The sequence below is a fragment of the Pseudoalteromonas sp. Angola-7 genome (assembly GCF_028599255.1).
Lineage (GTDB): Bacteria > Pseudomonadota > Gammaproteobacteria > Enterobacterales > Alteromonadaceae > Pseudoalteromonas > Pseudoalteromonas atlantica.
In genome coordinates this window covers 33832-50368 of the sequence record NZ_JAQREL010000017.1, presented here as the reverse complement: position 1 = coordinate 50368, position 16537 = coordinate 33832, and the positions used below count along the sequence as shown (strand labels likewise).

Genomic DNA, 16537 nt, shown 5'->3' with positions numbered 1-16537 from the left:
CCATCCCTTGTAAAGCAGGCTTGCTAGGGTATTAACTAGCAAGCCAGTAATGACTAAAACTCTTCCCATTCATCTGCTGAGTCTAGAAAGTTTTCGCCTTTGGGTTGGGTATTTTTTAAATAGCCACTAGGTTGGCGCGCAGGGGGCGCTGAGCGTTCAAAGTGCGTATTTGGCAATGTGTTCATGCCTTGCTGCCCGAGTGAAAAAAAGTGCAATAACTGACGCATCTCGTTTGCTTGCTCAGCCATTGACTCGCCCGCCGCAGACGCTTCTTCTACAAGTGCCGCATTTTGCTGGGTCATTTCATCCATTTGGGCAACCGCTTTATTAACTTGCTCAATGCCTGCGCTTTGCTCTTCAGAGGCCTCGGTTATATCCGAAATCATTTGCGTAACACGTTGTACGCTTGAAACAATTTCTCTGAGTGTTTCGCCCGACTCATTTACAAGCACTGAGCCATCGGTAACTTTTGCAACGCTGTCTCTAATAAGCTCTTTAATTTCTTTGGCTGCTCCAGCTGAGCGCTGCGCTAAGTTACGCACCTCACCAGCAACAACGGCAAAGCCACGGCCTTGCTCACCCGCTCTAGCTGCTTCAACGGCGGCGTTAAGTGCCAGTAAATTAGTTTGAAAGGCAATTTCATCAATCACGCCAATAATGTCTGCAATTTTTTTACTCGACTCGTTAATGGCCGACATACTCGTTACAGCTCTATTAACTACTTCACCACCTTGAATTGCTTTCTCGCAGGTTTCTTCGGCTAAATCGTTAGCGACTTTTGCGTTATCTGCATTTTGCCTTACGGTGCTGGTCATTTCTTCCATACTTGAGGCGGTTTCTTCAAGTGATGAAGCTTGTTCTTCGGTACGCTGGCTTAAATCGGCGTTGCCTTGCGAAATTTCCTCTGCGCCACTGGCTACTAACGTGGCCGATGAGTTAATTCGGTTAATCACATCGGTCAATTTATCTGCTGTAGTATTAGCATCTTGCTTGAGCTTATCGAACGAGCCTTGATACTCTTTTTCTATGCGTTTTGATAGGTCGCCATTGGCCATTGCATCAAGCATTTGCGCGGTATCACTAACGGCATCATCCACAATTTCAACTAAGCTATTTAAACCCTGCGCTAAGCGCAAGAAAAAGCCTTCTTTACCTTTTTCATCTACTCGGGTTTCTAAATCGCCATTACCTGCATCGCTGACTAATTGTGCAATTTCTTTTTCTATTGCAACTTCGCCCGTTCTATCTTCCCACTCAACTACGGTGCCTATGCGTTCTTGTTCTGGTGTAAAAATAGGGTTTGCAACTAAACCAAAGGTGCGCCCGCCTACTTTTATTTCGGCTCGGTAAGTTGTTGTAAGCTTAGCTAGTAGGTTTTGTTGATGAGCCGGATTTTTATGGAATATATCAATGTTTTGCTGCATTAAATTGGTGCTATCAAAGTTTGGCAGCTCCTTTTTCAAATCATCTTCAGCAATACTCATCATCGATTTAACCGCGTTGTTCATGTATACAATTACATTTGAAGCATCGGCTATCATGGTGTTTGTTGCTACGGTATCAAGCGCTTGTTTTACTCGTAAGTTTTCTTGTGCTTCAGCACGTTCTTGCTCTGCTTTTGCTACGCTATCGGTAATATCTTCCCACTCAACAATGGTGCCTAAATGCTTACCTTCATGATTTATCCACGGTGTAGCAATTAAACTAAAAATAAGCCCCGCTAAACGTAACTCAGTTTTATAAGGTTGTTTTAAGTTTTTTAATAGTTCGCGTTGATGAGCTGGGTGCTTATGAAAATCATCAACACACGTGCCTATTAAATTATCAACAGAAAAACTAGGTAGCACACCTTGCAACTCAGTTTCTCGCGCTTTGAGCATTAACTTAACCTGATCGTTTACAAATACAATATTTAGGTCTTTATCGGCAATCATTACATTGGCTTGGCAAACAGTTAACGCACTTGCTAAATCGGCAGCCTTTTTAGACTCGCGCTCTAGCTGTTTTTGCGCGGTGATATCACTGGCGTATTTAATAACTTTATAAGGCTTGCCGTTTAAATCGAAAATAGGGTTATAAGAGGCTTGAATCCATATTTCTTGCCCTTGTTTGCCTATTCGCATGTACTCGCCCGAGTCGTACTCGCCTCGTCCTAACTTATCCCAAAATTGTTTATACTCGTTTGTTTTAGCGTATTCTGGGTCGACAAATAATTTATGATGCTGGCCTTTTATTTCGCTAAGTTGATAGCCTAAACCATTTAAAAAATTATCATTGGCAGTAATAATTGTGCCATCAAGATTAAACTCAATCACCGCCTGAGATTTACTAATTGCCTCAAGTTGGCCTTGCGCTTCAGCGGCCTGTTTCTTTTGTTCGGTAATGTCGGTAGCAAATTTAATTACTTTTAGCACTTGCCCTTGGCTATCAATAATTGGGTTATAGGTAGCTTGGATCCATACCTCTCGCCCTCCATTAGCAAGACGCTTAAACTCATTAGAAATAAACTCACCACCGCGCAAGCGTTGCCAAAAATTTTTATACTCGCTGCTTTGTGCTTCATCTGGTTCAACAAACATAGAGTGGTGCTGCCCTTGCACTTCCTCTAAACGGTATCCCATTGCATTTAAAAAGTTTGAATTAGCCGTAATTATTCTGCCACTGGGTTCAAACTCAATAACCGCTAATGATTTATTTAATGCATTTACGATTAAGTCATTACTTGATTCTGACTGCTTCGGATTACTAAACCATCCCATGCCCATCACCACCTTTATGTTTGTTTTTGTTGCTACATAGCGCTGTGGCTATATATCCATTGTTCTTTGTAAATCAATTAACGAGACCATTTTTTCGCCCACGTTCACCAACCCTGCGACATATTCACAATTACTCGAATCAGACAGGCTAGGGACGGGCTTGGCGTCTTGCTCTGCAATGCTGTAAACATCTGACACCGCATCTACTGCGATGCCCATTATTTTTGAATCGTTTTCAAAAATAACTTTTACAACAATAACAACCGTTAATGGCCCATATTCAGTGCTTGGCAAGCCAAAACGTAAGCGTAAATCTATTATTGGCACTATGGTGCCGCGAAGGTTTATCACTCCTTTAACAAAATCCGGCGCGTTGGGCAGTACGGTAATTTCTTCCCAACTTCTGATCTCTTGCACGGTTAATATATCTACGCCGTATTCTTCGCTAGCCATAATAAAGGTTAAAAACTGCTTAACGCCTTGCTGTTGCCCTAAATCAATTTTGTTGTTTAGCTCGCTTTGTTCACTAATCATGAAGCCTCCAGAGGTGTTTTAGATTCTATGATTAACTCTTGGCTACCTGGTTTTTTAAGCCCTGATAATTTTATTAAGCCGCTAATATCAACAATTAACGATACACGCCCGTCGCCTAAAATAGTTGCTCCAGACACCCCATCTACTTTTTGGTAATTAGCCTCTAAACTTTTTATGACTACCTGCTGCTGCGAAAGTAAGTCATCTACCAGCAAACCCACTTTTTGGTTGTCGGTTTCAACAACCACCAACAAGGTTTTGTCTAATGACTCTATGGCGTTTTGATGATTAAAAATTTGATATAAGCGTAAAATAGGAATGTATTCGTCACGCAGCCTTAGTACATCTAAGTCTTTACCCACTCGGCTTACTTTAGTGATATCAATCTGTAGTGATTCAACAATAGAAATAAGCGGAATAATATAAGTATGCTGGGCAACTTTAACTAATTGACCATCTAAAATGGCAAGTGTAAGGGGCAGCCTAATTGTAAAGGTAGAGCCAACGCCAGGCGCTGATGAAACCTCAACCGAGCCATTTAAAGATTGAATATTGCGCTTAACAACATCCATTCCTACACCACGCCCAGATAAGTCGCTAACCGCATCGGCGGTAGAAAAGCCGGGCATAAAAATAAGCTCGTTAATTTCATCATCTGTTAAATTACAATCAGCGGTGATCAGCTCATTAGCAATGGCTTTTTCTTTAATTTTTTGCGTATTTAAGCCTTGCCCATCGTCCATTATTTCTATCACGATATTGCCGCCTTGATGAAAGGCATTTAAGGTCACGGTGCCCACTGGGTCTTTACCTGCGGCAACCCGCTGTTCAATTGTTTCAAGGCCATGGTCGAGCGAATTTCTGACAAGGTGCACCATAGGGTCAGATATTTTTTCCATTACCGTTTTATCTAGCTCGGTTTGCTCACCTAATAATTTTAACTCCACCTGCTTATTTAGTTTTTGCGCTATATCGCGCACTAAACGCGGAAACCGGCTAAATACAAAGTTAATCGGTAACATACGAATACGCATAACATTTTCTTGCAGGTCTCGGGTATTGTGCGCCAGTTGTGCCAAACCTTCTTGTAATGACGTAATGGTTGATTCGCTAATTTCTTGCTCGCTCAACTGATTTAACATGGCTTGTGTTATCACCAGCTCACCGACCATATTTATTAACGAGTCTACTTTGTCTATTCCTACTCTTATGGAGGTAGACTCTGGTGCTGATGTTGGCTTTTTATCGGCTGTGGGTTTGCTTTTAGGTTTGTCGGGTGCTTTTTGAGCATCGCTAATAGGCGGTGTTTGAGCTGTGCTATCGCTGCTCTTTTCATCAGCGTTTGCGGTGTGAGAAGTGTCTTCATCAAATAACCCGCCACAGAGCTCTATTTTTATATCGGCATCATCTTCTACCCATTCAAATACCTCTTTAATGGCGGCTTCTTTTTCGCTGGTATTTAAAAAAAAGCGCCAGTGTAAATAGCACTCGTCACTGCTTAAATCTTTAATATCTGGGATATCGTCTAAAAATGCCTGTGTTTCAAGCTCGCCGAGTTCAGCTAATTCGCTGATCATAAATAAAGGCTCGTTGCCTGTTTTAAAAAGGTGATGATGCGGTTTGAAATCAATTTGAAAGGTATTTACCTCAGCAGCAGCCGTGACTTCGCTTGCCTCGCTTGGGGCTGAATCGGCTTGCATTTCCAGTACAATTTCAAACTGTTTTTTTAAGGTTGTAGCGTGTGATAAATCAGGCTCTTGCTCTGCTTGCAGCTCACCGAGTAACCCACGCAAGCAATCAACAGCTTTAAGCAATAAATTAACGTGCTCGGTGGTGAGTTCGCGCTCACCTTGGCGTATTTGATCCAGTAGGGTTTCTAGCACATGGGTAAACTCAGCCACAGAGTTAAAGCCAAAGGTGCCACTGCCCCCTTTAATTGAGTGCGCAGCTCTAAAAATAGTATTTATTGTTTCTAAGTCTTCTTCGCCGGGCTCTAAATTTAATAGCTCGGCCTCCATTGTATCTAGGCCTTCAAAACTTTCTTCAAAGAACACTTCAAAAAATTGACTTAAATCTATACTCACGCCGCACTCCTCAGTTAACGAATTACTTTTTTAAGTACCGCTAGTAACTGATCCGGGTTGAAAGGCTTTACAATCCAGCCTGTTGCGCCAGCTGCTTTACCTTCTACTTTTTTATCTAATCCTGACTCTGTGGTTAGCATAAGTAGCGGCGTAAATTTGTAATCAGGAAGACCCCTGAGCTCTCTGATAAGCGTAATGCCATCCATAATGGGCATATTTACATCTGAAATTACCGCATCAAAACTTTGCTGCTTGGCAATCGCGAGGGCTTCGCTGCCATCTTTTGCTTCGGTAACATCAAACCCTGCGGTTTTAAGCGTAAAGCTCACCATTTGACGCATTGACGCAGAATCATCAACCGCTAAAATTTTCTTCATATAAACCTCTAACCTTTACTTTCAAGTGTTAAATATTGACTTAAGCCAAGTTGATTAATGGCGTTTTGAAGTGCATCACTGCTGCCTACCCATACAATTTTATGATGTATGGTAAGTAGGTGTTTTTGTAAGGCACACAAAAGTTGAATTGACGCGGTATCGGCTGAAACAACCTCACTGACATCTAAACAAATATCGTTGTTGCTATTGAGTTCTTGTAATAAATCTTGGTGAAGAGTCTCTACTTGCATAATCGCAAGTTCGCTTGGAAGTTTTAGCATTTTTTCAGGACTTTCCCTGTCAATTCAATTCATAACAAAAGCTTAGCCTTAGTTATTAAAATTGCCATAAAAGGCTCAAAAAAATTAATAAAACTTTTAAAAGTGGCGCTAAAAAGCAAAAAAGGAGCCTAAGCTCCTTTTAAAATGCGTGAAAAGTTTAAAACTAGTTTTTATAGTAATCCGCTATTTGTTTAAATTCGCTAATGAGTTGAGTGGTATTAATAAGGGGCACATTCCCTTGTTGGAACTCAGGCTTAAATATGGCTCTTACCGCTCCATTTGCATCAACTAAAGCCACCGAAGCACTATGATCGACCGCATATTCTGATTCTTGTGAGTCACTAATGGCATAAATTAGACCAAGCTCTCTAACCACCGGGAATAGGTTTTTGTGCTCACCCGAAACAGCTAAAAAGTCAGGGTTAAAATAATCAATATACGCTTTGCGCTTTACCGGCGTATCGCGTTGAGGGTCTACCGACATAAACCAAATTTGCAGTGGGTATTCGTTATGTAACTTTTTATACACGCTGTTTAGTTTAGCAAGCGTTAATGGGCAAATATCTGGACAACTGGTATAGCCTAAAAACACTAAGTTCCACTGCCCCAAAAATTGCGCTTTGGTGACTAACTCACTGTTTTGGTCGTTAAGAGTAAAATCAGAAAGAGGCTTTGCTTGCTCATACACTAAGGCTTGCACATCGGGTGTACTATTTTGCTCTGAGCAAGCGACTAGTAAAAACGAAAAAATTACAACTAAGCTAATCCGTAACTGCTTCATAAAGGGAGCCATTTATCTATAAATAAGACCACGAAGAGTACCATTAAATGCACAATTGAAAAGCGAAATAAGTCCATTGCGGTGTCATCGGTAGGGGCTAATTTAAGCTTAACCGCTTTATACAAAAAGAGTGCATTGAGCACGCATGCGCCTACTAAATAAATACCGCCCGACATACCAATTAAATAAGGTAATACACATACAAGCGCCAGTAATATGGTGTAAGCCACAACACAGGTTTTGCAAAAATCGATACCGTGAGTCACTGGCAACATAGGAATTTTAGCGCGTTCGTAATCGCTTTTGCGTGCTATTGCCAGTGCCCAAAAATGCGGTGGGGTCCACGTAAATATAATCATTACGAGTAACCATGGCGCGGCTGCCATTTGATTGGTTTCAGAAACCCAACCCAATAAAGGCGGCATTGCCCCAGCCAAGCCACCAATCACAATGTTTTGCGGTGTGGCACGCTTTAAAAAAGAGGTATAAATAAAAGCATACCCAACTAATGCAAACAAAGTAAGTACGGCTGTTAGAGTGTTTGCCCAAAGCATTAGCATTATAAAACCAGCAACCCCTATCACGCCTGCAAAGCTTAGCGCATGGGTTTTACTAAGCCGGCCTTTAGCTACAGGGCGGTGGCGTGTGCGCGCCATTTTTGTATCTATTTCGCTATCAACAACATGATTTATTACCGCCGCAGCGCCAGAGAGCAAACCAATGCCTAATAAACTAATAAATTGTACTGCAATGCCTCGCCCTACATCAGGCGCCAGTGCCAAGCCAACCCAAGCAGTAAGTACCAACATAGCCACTACTTTAAACTTGCTAATAGCTAAGTAATCTTGCAGTAAATTATAAGCACGTTGAATAAAAGGGTGTGCGCTAATAACCTGTAGGTCTTTTTTATCGAGTGTGAGTGCCATAATTATTCCCCTTTAAGTGCGTGCTTTTAGGTAGTAACACAACCTAACCATAGTCAATAACAAGATAGCTGCCATTAAATTGTGCGCCAGCGCCACTCCAAGCGGAAAGTGCCAATGCACCACCGCAAGCCCCAAACTAATTTGGCAAAGTAGCGCAACAAGCACGCTGACAGTACAGTGTTTTATTTTTGCAGATTGCGCCTGACTGTATATACGCCACATAATTAGCGCCAACACAATACATGTAACTAGCGCCCAAATTCTGTGTAGTAGATGAATAGACATACGCGCCTGTTGCGATAGCACTCCGTACTCATAATTACTGTGCTCAAGCGGCAGCTGAAACACACTACTGAGTGAAAATGGCTGCGCATAACTACACAGCGGTAAGCCATTACAGTGTGGCGCCGCATAATTTGCTGCAAGCCACCCACCTAATGCAATTTGAATAACCAACACAGCCAATGCAACTAAGCTCAATGAAAAATAGCCTTTAGCGCTACTATCTCCGCCCTCTATGGGTTTAGTAGTTAAACGTAGGTATAAAAGAGTGATTAGCGATAAAATACTAAATCCCCCCAGCAAATGCCCCATTACAATGAGCGGTTGTAAGTTCATAGTAACGGTCCACATACCCAGCGCAGCCTGAAATATAACTAACAACAATAAGGCTAGCGGTAATTTAACCGGCGTGTTTGAGTAATGGCGCTTTACAAAAGCCAATACAAATAGCGCTAAAATAAGCAACCCCAGCGCGCCTGCAAAGTAACGGTGGATCATTTCTTTCCACGCTTTGGCGGTTTCAAACATCATATCTGGATAACTTTGGGTAGCCAGTGCGATATCGGCTTCATGCTTTGGTACAGTTAAAAAGCCATAGCAACCGGGCCAATCAGGACAACCAAGCCCTGCGTCACTTAAACGTGTATAAGCACCTAGCCCTACCACCAACAGCGCAAGTAACCCCGTTGCAAGTACCCAGTTTTTATAATTTTTATACATAGGAATCTCCCATTAACAATGCGCTATTAATTAGCTTGAACGAGAATAGTTAAGTAGTTTTTTTAAATCTTTTAATAAACCTTTTTGCACTAAACGGTTTTCTTGTGGCTGCTCTTTAAACGGATATTCAAGCACCACTAACCCCATATGATCGATTAAATATAAGCTAGCGGGCTGCAAATTTTGTTGCGCGTTAAAGGTTTTCCAAGGAATGTTTTTAACTTTAGGCGCCCCCATTACAGCCATATCAACCTTGCCCTGATTTTTTCCTAAGGCGATATATAAGTTATCAAGCGCATTGAGCTGCTCATTGCACGAAGCATTACATTTATTGGAGTAATTAAGCGCAATTGTCCATTGCTTAGGGTTATGTTGCTGCCAGTTTTCAAGCTTTACTTCGTGCTGTAAAAACTCGCCATTATTGGTAATAGCGCTCGGCAACCAGTCTAGTTTTAGCGCACCATATGCAAGTATTAGCGGTACAGCGCAACATACAACAAACAAAACTAAGGGGTTATTTTTCATTGTTAGTCCTCTTTTTACTGGCAAAAATGGCCACCACTACACAGGCTAAGGCTATTAAAAACCATTGCACTGCATACGCTTGGTGCTTTTGCGGACTCATCACCACCGCTTTATAATGCGGTATAGCTAGCGCATCTCCTACACCTTGACGATAAGCCATAAAATTAAATAACGATTGATTACTCTGCTCACTTAGCTTTTGTAAATCTATTGATTGAATTCGTTTTTGAAGGTCTTGTTTTGTCGCATTGGTTTGTAAGTTAAAGCTCGTTAAATTTCGCTCTTTTATCTGCGCTTTAAACGTAATATTACGTTTAGGAAGTTGGATGTTCGGTAGTTCGCTGCGTGAAATAGGCGCTTTTACCCACCCTAAATTAACGAGTAAAGCGTCACTTGCTTGGCTTGGCTTAAATAACACCAATAAATCGTAACCGACTTGCCCTTGGTAAACTTGGTTATCTAAAAGCCAGTATTGCTGATTTATTATTTTTCCGGCAAGCTCAACCACTACACCTGTTTTATTCCACTTTGAAGGCATTGCCTGTAATTGCTGCCAGCTCATTACGCCTTGGGTTTGCATGTTAGCTATAGCTGTTAACTGTTGCTGCTTTTGCTCAGCCCTTGCTAATTGCCAATACCCTAAACGTACACATACCAGCACCACAGCTACCACAACGCAAAGTGCGATAAATGAGCTAAGCTTTTGTTTACGCCTTAAAATTAACTGCATAAAGGGTCAACCCAGTGATTATTAAAATTATTATTGTGCTGCTGTTACTATTTATACTTTTCAACTTGTTTAGAGCGCTATTTATTATGGTGACCGATAAATCTGGCGGTCGGCCTATGTCGCATTTTTTAGGCCGTCGCGTACTGTTTTCTGTGGTGGTTTTGGTGATGGTGATAGCCGCTGTAAAACTTGGTTTTATAAAGGCTAATCACTCACCATTAACCGTTACAACACATACACAAAAACAAATAAACACAGCCACACCACATCAACAAAATGCCAGTACCAAGCCGCTGCTTGAAACGCAAAATGTTTATCTTTCGTAAAGTGGCCTTTTAAAATACGCACAAATACAACAAACAAAATAATGGCGCCAAGGGTCACATGCATGCCATGAAAACCTGTCAGCAAAAAGAATGTATTCCCGTAAATGCCTGCATCTAGTGTTAAGTTTAAGTCGTTGTAGGCATAAATATATTCTTCCACCTGCAGTGCTAAAAAGCACACACCCAATAAAATGGTTGCCCCCAGCATCACTTTTAGCGGTTTACGTTTATTGTTTTCAATGGCTACGTGAGCAAAATGCAAAGTAACCGAAGACGCTAATAAAATAAGCGTATTAATAAGGGGTAAGCCTTGCCACCCCATAGCTTGCGTGGTTTCACCTGCTGGTGTGGTTAGTAGTGGCCATACGGCCTCAAAGGTCGGCCAAAGCACCTCGTTGGTCATCGCATTATTCCCAGCGCCGCCAAGCCAAGGCACCGACAGTATGCGGGCGTAAAATAATGCGCCAAAAAAGGCCATAAAAAACATAACTTCAGAGAATATAAACCAGCTCATTCCTTGTCGAAATGAGCGGTCCATTTGCGCTGAATATAAGCCTTGGTCAGACTCGCTAATTACATTTTTAAACCAGCTAAAAATCATATACAGCAGCACTGCAATGCCTGCATATAGCAGGTACACACCGCTGCCCCCTTCACTTTCTAAGTTCATGACTGTTAAAGCCGCACCCACTGCAATAAAAAATAACGCCACCGCGCCCACTATGGGCCAAGGACTTTGCTCGGGTACGTAGTAGTTTTCATAATCTTGATTCATGTTACTTGCTCCTAGTTTTACACTAGACATGCAGGCTAGTTATTACTTGCTACTAGCTGCTCACTAATATCAAATACGGTGTAAGATAAAGTTAGCTCTTCTACATCGCTCGGCAGTGCAGTATCAACATAAAAAAGCAGCTTAAACTCAAGCTCTTCACCCGCTTTTAGCGGTTGTTGATCAAAGCAAAAGCACGCTATTTTATGTAAGTACTTGGCTGCCTTTCCGGGCGATACAGAAGGCACCGCTTGCATTACTTTATCAATATCACTGGTGTTTTTTGCGCTAAACATCACCTCACGCATGGCACCTGGTTTCACATCAACACTGTATTCTTTAGATTTAACAATAAACGGCGCACCACTTTGCGCATGGGTTGTAAAGCTCACACCTATTTCTCGGTTTTGTGCAACCTGTGTACTTTGTTTAGCTTGCTCAAGTGATGGCTTGCCATTAAGCCCAGTTATGTCGCAAAACACGTCATATAAGGGCACTAAGGCAAATGCAAAAGCAAACATACCTATACAAATAAGAATTAGGCGCTTTAATAGCGGTGCATGTGTCATTATTTAATTTCCGGCGGCGTAGAAAAAGTATGATACGGCGCAGGAGAGTCCACTTCCCACTCTAAACCTTCAGCACCATCCCATACTTTTGCAGGGACTTTATCGCCCCCTCTGGCACATTTAATTACCACCGCCACAAAGAGTAACTGCGATAAACCAAAGGCAAACCCACCTATGCTTATGATTGCGTTAAAATCAGCAAACTGCAGGGCGTAATCGGGAATACGGCGCGGCATGCCTGCCAGCCCTACAAAATGCATAGGAAAAAACAATACATTTACGCTTACCAGCGATAACCAAAAATGCCACTTAGCCAAGGCAATGTTGTACATATTGCCCGTCCACTTAGGCAGCCAATAATAAGCCCCCGCCATAATCGAAAATATTGCCCCCGTAACTAACACGTAATGAAAGTGTGCCACCACAAAGTAAGTATCGTGATACTGAAAATCAGCAGGGGTTATAGCCAACATCAGCCCCGAAAAGCCCCCTAAAGTAAACAGCACAATAAAGGCAATACTAAATAGCATGGGCACTTCAAAACTTATTGACCCTCGCCACATAGTGGCTACCCAGTTAAATACTTTTACCCCTGTAGGCACCGATATCAGCATGGTCGCGTACATAAAAAATAGCTCGCCAGCAACGGGCATACCGGTCGTAAACATATGATGCGCCCACACTATAAAGCTCAGTAATGCAATAGAGGAGGTTGCGTAAACCATTGAGGCATAACCAAATAGTTTTTTACGTGAGAATGTAGGCACTATGGTCGAAATAATACCAAAGGCGGGTAAAATCATGATGTACACTTCGGGATGGCCAAAAAACCAAAATATGTGCTGAAACATCACCGGATCGCCGCCACCTGCCGCATCAAAAAAGCTGGTTCCAAAGTATTTATCGGTGAGCACCATAGTGACCGCTCCGGCCAGTACGGGCATAACAGCAATTAATAAAAATGCGGTTATTAGCCATGTCCAAACAAATAATGGTAGTTTCATCCATGTCATGCCTGGGGCACGTAAATTAACAATGGTCACAATTACGTTTATTGCGCCCATAATTGAGCTAATCCCCATAATGTGCACTGCAAACACAAACATTGCAGTGTTATCGTTACTATACGTTGTTGAAAGCGGCGCATAGAATGTCCAGCCAAATGCGGGGCCGCCTCCAGGCATTAATAACGAGGCCAATAAAATTAAAAAAGCGAAGGGTAAAATCCAAAAGCTCCAGTTGTTCATTCTGGGCAGTGCCATATCTGGCGCGCCAATCATGAGCGGTACCATCCAGTTAGCAAGTCCCGTAAAGGCTGGCATTACAGCACCAAACACCATAATTAAACCGTGTACTGTGGTCATTTGGTTAAAAAAGTGTGGGTCTACCAATTGTAATCCTGGCTGAAATAACTCAGCCCGAATAACCATGGCCATTGCACCGCCAATTAAAAACATAGTCAGCGAAAAAATTAAGTACATGCTGCCAATATCTTTATGGTTTGTTGTGTATAACCAACGCTTAAAACCTTTGGCTGGGTGATGGCCGTGGTGAGCGTCATTGGCGTTAGGTTGTTCTACTATGCTACTCATTAGTTCGCCTCCGCATCAAGTGCTGCCTGAATTTCACTAGGTTGGATGACATCACCCGTTTCATTACCCCACGCATTACGTTTATAGGTAATTACCGCTGCAAGTTGTTTAATTGAGAGCTGCTTTGCAAATGCCTGCATTGCAGTTCCTGGGCGGCCATGAATCACTACATCAATGTGATCTTTTATATCACCCAAAACAATGGGGCTGCCTTTTAGCGCAGGAAATACGCCCGGTAACCCCATACCAGTAGGTTGATGACACGCAGCGCAACTTGCCATATACACTTGCTCACCTAGTGTCATTAGCTCTTCTTTAGGAATTGTTGTCTCAAGCAATGCGGCATCAGCAAGTGCGGCTTTTTGCTTAGCTTGCTTAGCATCTGCAAGCCATGCGTTAAAGTCCTCTTGCGATTTAGCTTCAACCACCACGGGCATAAAACCATGATCTTTACCGCACAGCTCTGCACACTGCCCTCGGTAAATACCTTCTTCGTTAATGTTGGTCCACGTTTCGTTGATAAACCCCGGATTGGCATCTTTTTTAACGGCAAAATCGGGGACCCACCAAGAGTGAATAACATCATCAGAGGTCATTAAAAAACGCACCTTTTGATTAATTGGCAGTACTAAAGGTTTATCAACCTCAAGTAAATAATTAGGGTTTTTATTAGCAAGGTTGGCTATTTCGTCTTGAGGGGTAGATAAAATAGAGTAAAACTCTACGTCTTCGCCCATATATTCATAATGCCACTTCCACTGTGACCCTGTAATTTTAATGGTTAAGTCAGCCTTACTGGCATCTTCCATCGCAATGAGGGTTTTAGTGGCAGGGATTGCCATGGCAATTAAAATAACAAACGGAATGGCAGTCCAAAGAATTTCTACTTTGGTACTTTCATGAAATTGGGCAGGAACTGCCCCTTTAGATTTACGGTGATGAATCAGTGCCCAAAACATTATTGCGAACACTATCACCCCAATCACACAACATATTAAAAATATGGTCATGTGTAGCTGATATACATTATTACTTATATCGGTTACGCCCTTGCGCATATTGTATTGGCTATTAGCCAGCACTTGCTGCGGGAACATAATCAACACAAGCCACAAGGTAGAGGTTAGTTTACCCATGTGACGGCTCCTTTGATGCTATTGCGAATGCAAAGCGAAGAGGCATACGGCTTAAACGCCAATTCGTTATTTTTATTTTTTAACCAATCTTATTTTTGATTGGTATCGCTAGGACAACAAAAGGTTTGTGTATATTGTGTGTTCTCATAACTAAAAAGCTGTGAGTTATTGTTAGTCCAGCACATTAATGATTAGCTAAAAAACGTACAACAAGCAAGTTTTAGTATAAAAAACAATCAAGTGATATTTTAAAATTGACTAAATGACGGCGTATTAAATTGTTATTTAACAGCCAAGATACGAGCAAAATTAAGGGATGTAACACGCTTAGGAAGATAAAAGTATGAGTGAAAAAAAGTTTACAGCCTAAATAATTTTAGGGCGTTTTGAGATGGCGGAAGGTTTGTTTTTAAAACAAAAATGCACACTAAAAAGTGCGCATTTATAAATATTAATTAAAAATCGTTAAAAATTACATCCAGTCGGCATTTCTTATTACGCCAACAGCTAACCCTTCAATATTAAACGATTCGTTTTCAAGGTCTACCTCTATAGGCGTAAACTCTTCGTTTTCGGCGTGCAATAATACTTTTCGGCCTGCTTTTTCTAGGCGTTTTACGGTTACGTCTTCATCTACTCGTGCAACCACAACTTGGCCGTTTTCTGCTGTTTGAGTACGATGTACCGCAAGTAAGTCGCCATCCATAATACCTATATCTTTCATACTCATGCCGTTAACACGCAGTAAAAAGTCGGCGGCTGGTTTAAACATAAGTGGGTCTATTTTACAGTGACTCTCAACATGTTCTTGCGCCAAAATAGGCGAACCCGCTGCAACTCTACCTATTAATGGTAGACCTAGTTGCTCAGGCTCCTCTTCTTCAACCAATTGAATACCACGGCTTGCGCCTGGTTTCATTTTAATAACACCTTTTTTGGCAAGCGCTTTTAAGTGCTCTTCTGCGGCATTGGCACTTTTAAAACCAAGTGTTTGCGCAATTTCGGCACGTGTAGGAGGCATACCAGTGTCTTTAATAAAAACTTTTATTAGTTCGAGTATTTGAGCTTGGCGTTTAGTTAATGGTCGCATACAACTGGTTTTCCATACAGTACATTTAACTGTGAGTATATACAGTTAAATAAAAATCGCAAATTTAAATTGTGCTTTAAAATAGCTAAATACACCGCACCTGGATAAATTTTAGGTAATTACAGACGTTCAGTATTTAAAATGCTATAAATTTGCTTTCAATATAAAGGAGTAATTATGAGTATTTGGCATCAACCCATCACATTAGAGCTTTGCAAACAGTTAGATGAGGGAATAAACGGCCAAGGCACGCTGATGAAAACCATGGGCATAGAAATAACCGAAATAGGAGATGATTACCTAGTGGCTACCATGCCTGCTATTCCTGAGCATCATAATCCTATTGGTATGGTACATGGTGGCGCAAATGTGGTACTTGCCGAAACCGTAGCAAGCTACGCCGCTAACTTTGTAGTGGACTTTACAAAATTTTATTGTGTTGGACAGGAAATTAGCGCCAGCCACTTAAAGGCCTCTCGAAATGGCACTTTAACCGCCGTTACTCGTGCATTTCATATTGGTAAGCGCAGTTCTGTATGGGAAATAAAAATAACCAATAGCCGCGGCGAGCTTTGCTGCGTATCAAAAATGACCGCAGCGGTTGTCGAGCGCAAATAATTAACTATGGCTACTTTTCGATAGGGTAAATCGTTATTTCCATACCAGCGCCAATGGCAGATATACGTAGCAGTGTATCTGCATGTAGAGCTTGGTTAAAACACTTAGGTGACGTGCCCGACTCAAAGCCTATATCAAACGTTCTGCGCGAACAGCTTAGCCACTGCTTAAGCGCATTACGTGAACACGACTCTATTAATTCACATAAGTGGTTGATTGCTTTGTCTGGCGTGGTTATATCACCTGAGGCTTCAATACGCGCCAATTGACGATATTCGTCTTTGTCATAATGCAAAACCATCGCGTTTTTCTTTAAGTCTGCCACTAGGGCGCTAATATCTTGTTTAGACTCAAGCTCTAGATCTACATTTAAAAATTGAATTTCCGACATTGTCTGCTTTTTACCCTCTTATAGTTTCATCGCAAACTTTAACG

18 protein-coding genes are annotated in these 16537 nt (G+C 41.7%); 2 read left to right on the top strand and 16 right to left on the bottom strand.

Features of this window, described 5'->3' with window-relative positions; all coding sequences use genetic code 11:
• Positions 1-53 precede the first annotated feature (53 nt).
• The 10 genes from PSH50_RS18240 to PSH50_RS18195 all read right to left on the bottom strand — a co-directional run bounded on the left by PSH50_RS18240 (position 54) and on the right by PSH50_RS18195 (position 9999).
• The gene (locus PSH50_RS18240; RefSeq protein ID WP_273587834.1) at positions 54-2759 is read right to left on the bottom strand and encodes a methyl-accepting chemotaxis protein; all 2706 of its coding nucleotides are present in this window, start codon (positions 2757-2759) and stop codon (positions 54-56) included.
• A gap of 48 nt (positions 2760-2807) precedes the next feature.
• Positions 2808-3293, bottom strand: coding sequence for a chemotaxis protein CheW (locus tag PSH50_RS18235; RefSeq protein ID WP_248443680.1), 486 nt, complete (start codon positions 3291-3293; stop codon positions 2808-2810).
• Positions 3290-5377, bottom strand: coding sequence for a chemotaxis protein CheA (locus tag PSH50_RS18230; RefSeq protein WP_096042449.1), 2088 nt, complete (start codon positions 5375-5377; stop codon positions 3290-3292). Before PSH50_RS18230 ends, PSH50_RS18235 begins: the two co-directional genes overlap by 4 nt.
• A gap of 14 nt (positions 5378-5391) precedes the next feature.
• Entirely contained in the window at positions 5392-5754 is a 363-nt protein-coding gene (locus tag PSH50_RS18225; protein WP_029773320.1) for a response regulator, read from the bottom strand.
• An 8-nt stretch (positions 5755-5762) separates the two neighbouring features.
• Positions 5763-6035 carry an STAS domain-containing protein gene (locus PSH50_RS18220; RefSeq protein WP_004588224.1) on the bottom strand — a complete coding sequence of 91 codons (273 nt, stop codon included), beginning with the start codon at positions 6033-6035 and terminating at the stop codon, positions 5763-5765.
• Between the two features lie 163 nt (positions 6036-6198).
• Complete coding sequence (locus tag PSH50_RS18215) at positions 6199-6816, bottom strand: SCO family protein (RefSeq protein ID WP_273587833.1); 618 nt, start codon at positions 6814-6816, stop codon at positions 6199-6201.
• A complete protein-coding gene (cyoE, locus tag PSH50_RS18210; protein ID WP_273587832.1) occupies positions 6813-7742 on the bottom strand; it encodes a heme o synthase in 930 nt (309 codons plus the stop codon). The genes PSH50_RS18215 and cyoE overlap by 4 nt, the downstream gene beginning before the upstream one ends.
• Before the next feature lie 12 nt (positions 7743-7754).
• A complete protein-coding gene (locus PSH50_RS18205) occupies positions 7755-8744 on the bottom strand; it encodes a heme A synthase (RefSeq protein ID WP_024033913.1) in 990 nt (329 codons plus the stop codon).
• A gap of 30 nt (positions 8745-8774) precedes the next feature.
• Complete coding sequence (locus PSH50_RS18200; protein ID WP_096042453.1) at positions 8775-9269, bottom strand: transmembrane cytochrome oxidase associated protein; 495 nt, start codon at positions 9267-9269, stop codon at positions 8775-8777.
• Positions 9259-9999 carry an SURF1 family protein gene (locus PSH50_RS18195; protein WP_273587831.1) on the bottom strand — a complete coding sequence of 247 codons (741 nt, stop codon included), beginning with the start codon at positions 9997-9999 and terminating at the stop codon, positions 9259-9261. Before PSH50_RS18195 ends, PSH50_RS18200 begins: the two co-directional genes overlap by 11 nt.
• Before the next feature lie 14 nt (positions 10000-10013).
• Between PSH50_RS18195 and PSH50_RS21205 the strand changes: the two genes are divergently transcribed.
• Positions 10014-10325: a DUF2909 domain-containing protein gene (locus tag PSH50_RS21205; protein ID WP_337939369.1), complete on the top strand. Its 312-nt coding sequence runs from the start codon at positions 10014-10016 to the stop codon at positions 10323-10325.
• Here the strand turns inward: PSH50_RS21205 and PSH50_RS18185 are convergent.
• From PSH50_RS18185 to lexA, 5 genes are all read right to left on the bottom strand, one after another.
• Positions 10225-11100, bottom strand: coding sequence for a cytochrome c oxidase subunit 3 (locus PSH50_RS18185; protein WP_004588217.1), 876 nt, complete (start codon positions 11098-11100; stop codon positions 10225-10227). The genes PSH50_RS21205 and PSH50_RS18185 overlap by 101 nt on opposite strands.
• A gap of 35 nt (positions 11101-11135) precedes the next feature.
• The gene (locus PSH50_RS18180; RefSeq protein ID WP_004588216.1) at positions 11136-11666 is read right to left on the bottom strand and encodes a cytochrome c oxidase assembly protein; all 531 of its coding nucleotides are present in this window, start codon (positions 11664-11666) and stop codon (positions 11136-11138) included.
• On the bottom strand, positions 11666-13258 hold the full coding sequence (ctaD, locus tag PSH50_RS18175; protein ID WP_004588215.1) for a cytochrome c oxidase subunit I: 1593 nt from the start codon (positions 13256-13258) through the stop codon (positions 11666-11668). The genes PSH50_RS18180 and ctaD overlap by 1 nt, the downstream gene beginning before the upstream one ends.
• Positions 13258-14394 carry a cytochrome c oxidase subunit II gene (coxB, locus tag PSH50_RS18170; RefSeq protein ID WP_004588214.1) on the bottom strand — a complete coding sequence of 379 codons (1137 nt, stop codon included), beginning with the start codon at positions 14392-14394 and terminating at the stop codon, positions 13258-13260. Before coxB ends, ctaD begins: the two co-directional genes overlap by 1 nt.
• Positions 14395-14866: 472 nt before the next feature.
• Entirely contained in the window at positions 14867-15484 is a 618-nt protein-coding gene (gene lexA, locus PSH50_RS18165) for a transcriptional repressor LexA (protein WP_004588213.1), read from the bottom strand.
• A gap of 177 nt (positions 15485-15661) precedes the next feature.
• Between lexA and PSH50_RS18160 the strand changes: the two genes are divergently transcribed.
• Positions 15662-16102 carry a PaaI family thioesterase gene (locus PSH50_RS18160; RefSeq protein WP_004589367.1) on the top strand — a complete coding sequence of 147 codons (441 nt, stop codon included), beginning with the start codon at positions 15662-15664 and terminating at the stop codon, positions 16100-16102.
• Between the two features lie 10 nt (positions 16103-16112).
• On the opposite strand, the gene PSH50_RS18155 is transcribed toward PSH50_RS18160, so the two are convergent.
• Positions 16113-16493 (bottom strand): hypothetical protein, encoded by a 381-nt coding sequence (locus PSH50_RS18155; protein ID WP_004589368.1) that lies wholly within the window; start codon positions 16491-16493, stop codon positions 16113-16115.
• Positions 16494-16537: the final 44 nt, after the last annotated feature.

Coding starts and splice junctions, on each gene's coding strand:
- PSH50_RS18240 (WP_273587834.1), bottom strand. CDS start 2,759: ATGGGATGGTTTAGTAATCCGAAGCAGTCAGAATCAAGTAATGACTTA.
- PSH50_RS18235 (WP_248443680.1), bottom strand. CDS start 3,293: ATGATTAGTGAACAAAGCGAGCTAAACAACAAAATTGATTTAGGGCAA.
- PSH50_RS18225 (WP_029773320.1), bottom strand. CDS start 5,754: ATGAAGAAAATTTTAGCGGTTGATGATTCTGCGTCAATGCGTCAAATG.
- PSH50_RS18220 (WP_004588224.1), bottom strand. CDS start 6,035: ATGCTAAAACTTCCAAGCGAACTTGCGATTATGCAAGTAGAGACTCTT.
- PSH50_RS18215 (WP_273587833.1), bottom strand. CDS start 6,816: ATGAAGCAGTTACGGATTAGCTTAGTTGTAATTTTTTCGTTTTTACTA.
- cyoE (WP_273587832.1), bottom strand. CDS start 7,742: ATGGCACTCACACTCGATAAAAAAGACCTACAGGTTATTAGCGCACAC.
- PSH50_RS18205 (WP_024033913.1), bottom strand. CDS start 8,744: ATGTATAAAAATTATAAAAACTGGGTACTTGCAACGGGGTTACTTGCG.
- PSH50_RS18200 (WP_096042453.1), bottom strand. CDS start 9,269: ATGAAAAATAACCCCTTAGTTTTGTTTGTTGTATGTTGCGCTGTACCG.
- PSH50_RS18195 (WP_273587831.1), bottom strand. CDS start 9,999: ATGCAGTTAATTTTAAGGCGTAAACAAAAGCTTAGCTCATTTATCGCA.
- PSH50_RS18185 (WP_004588217.1), bottom strand. CDS start 11,100: ATGAATCAAGATTATGAAAACTACTACGTACCCGAGCAAAGTCCTTGG.
- PSH50_RS18180 (WP_004588216.1), bottom strand. CDS start 11,666: ATGACACATGCACCGCTATTAAAGCGCCTAATTCTTATTTGTATAGGT.
- ctaD (WP_004588215.1), bottom strand. CDS start 13,258: ATGAGTAGCATAGTAGAACAACCTAACGCCAATGACGCTCACCACGGC.
- coxB (WP_004588214.1), bottom strand. CDS start 14,394: ATGGGTAAACTAACCTCTACCTTGTGGCTTGTGTTGATTATGTTCCCG.
- lexA (WP_004588213.1), bottom strand. CDS start 15,484: ATGCGACCATTAACTAAACGCCAAGCTCAAATACTCGAACTAATAAAA.
- PSH50_RS18160 (WP_004589367.1), top strand. CDS start 15,662: ATGAGTATTTGGCATCAACCCATCACATTAGAGCTTTGCAAACAGTTA.
- PSH50_RS18155 (WP_004589368.1), bottom strand. CDS start 16,493: ATGTCGGAAATTCAATTTTTAAATGTAGATCTAGAGCTTGAGTCTAAA.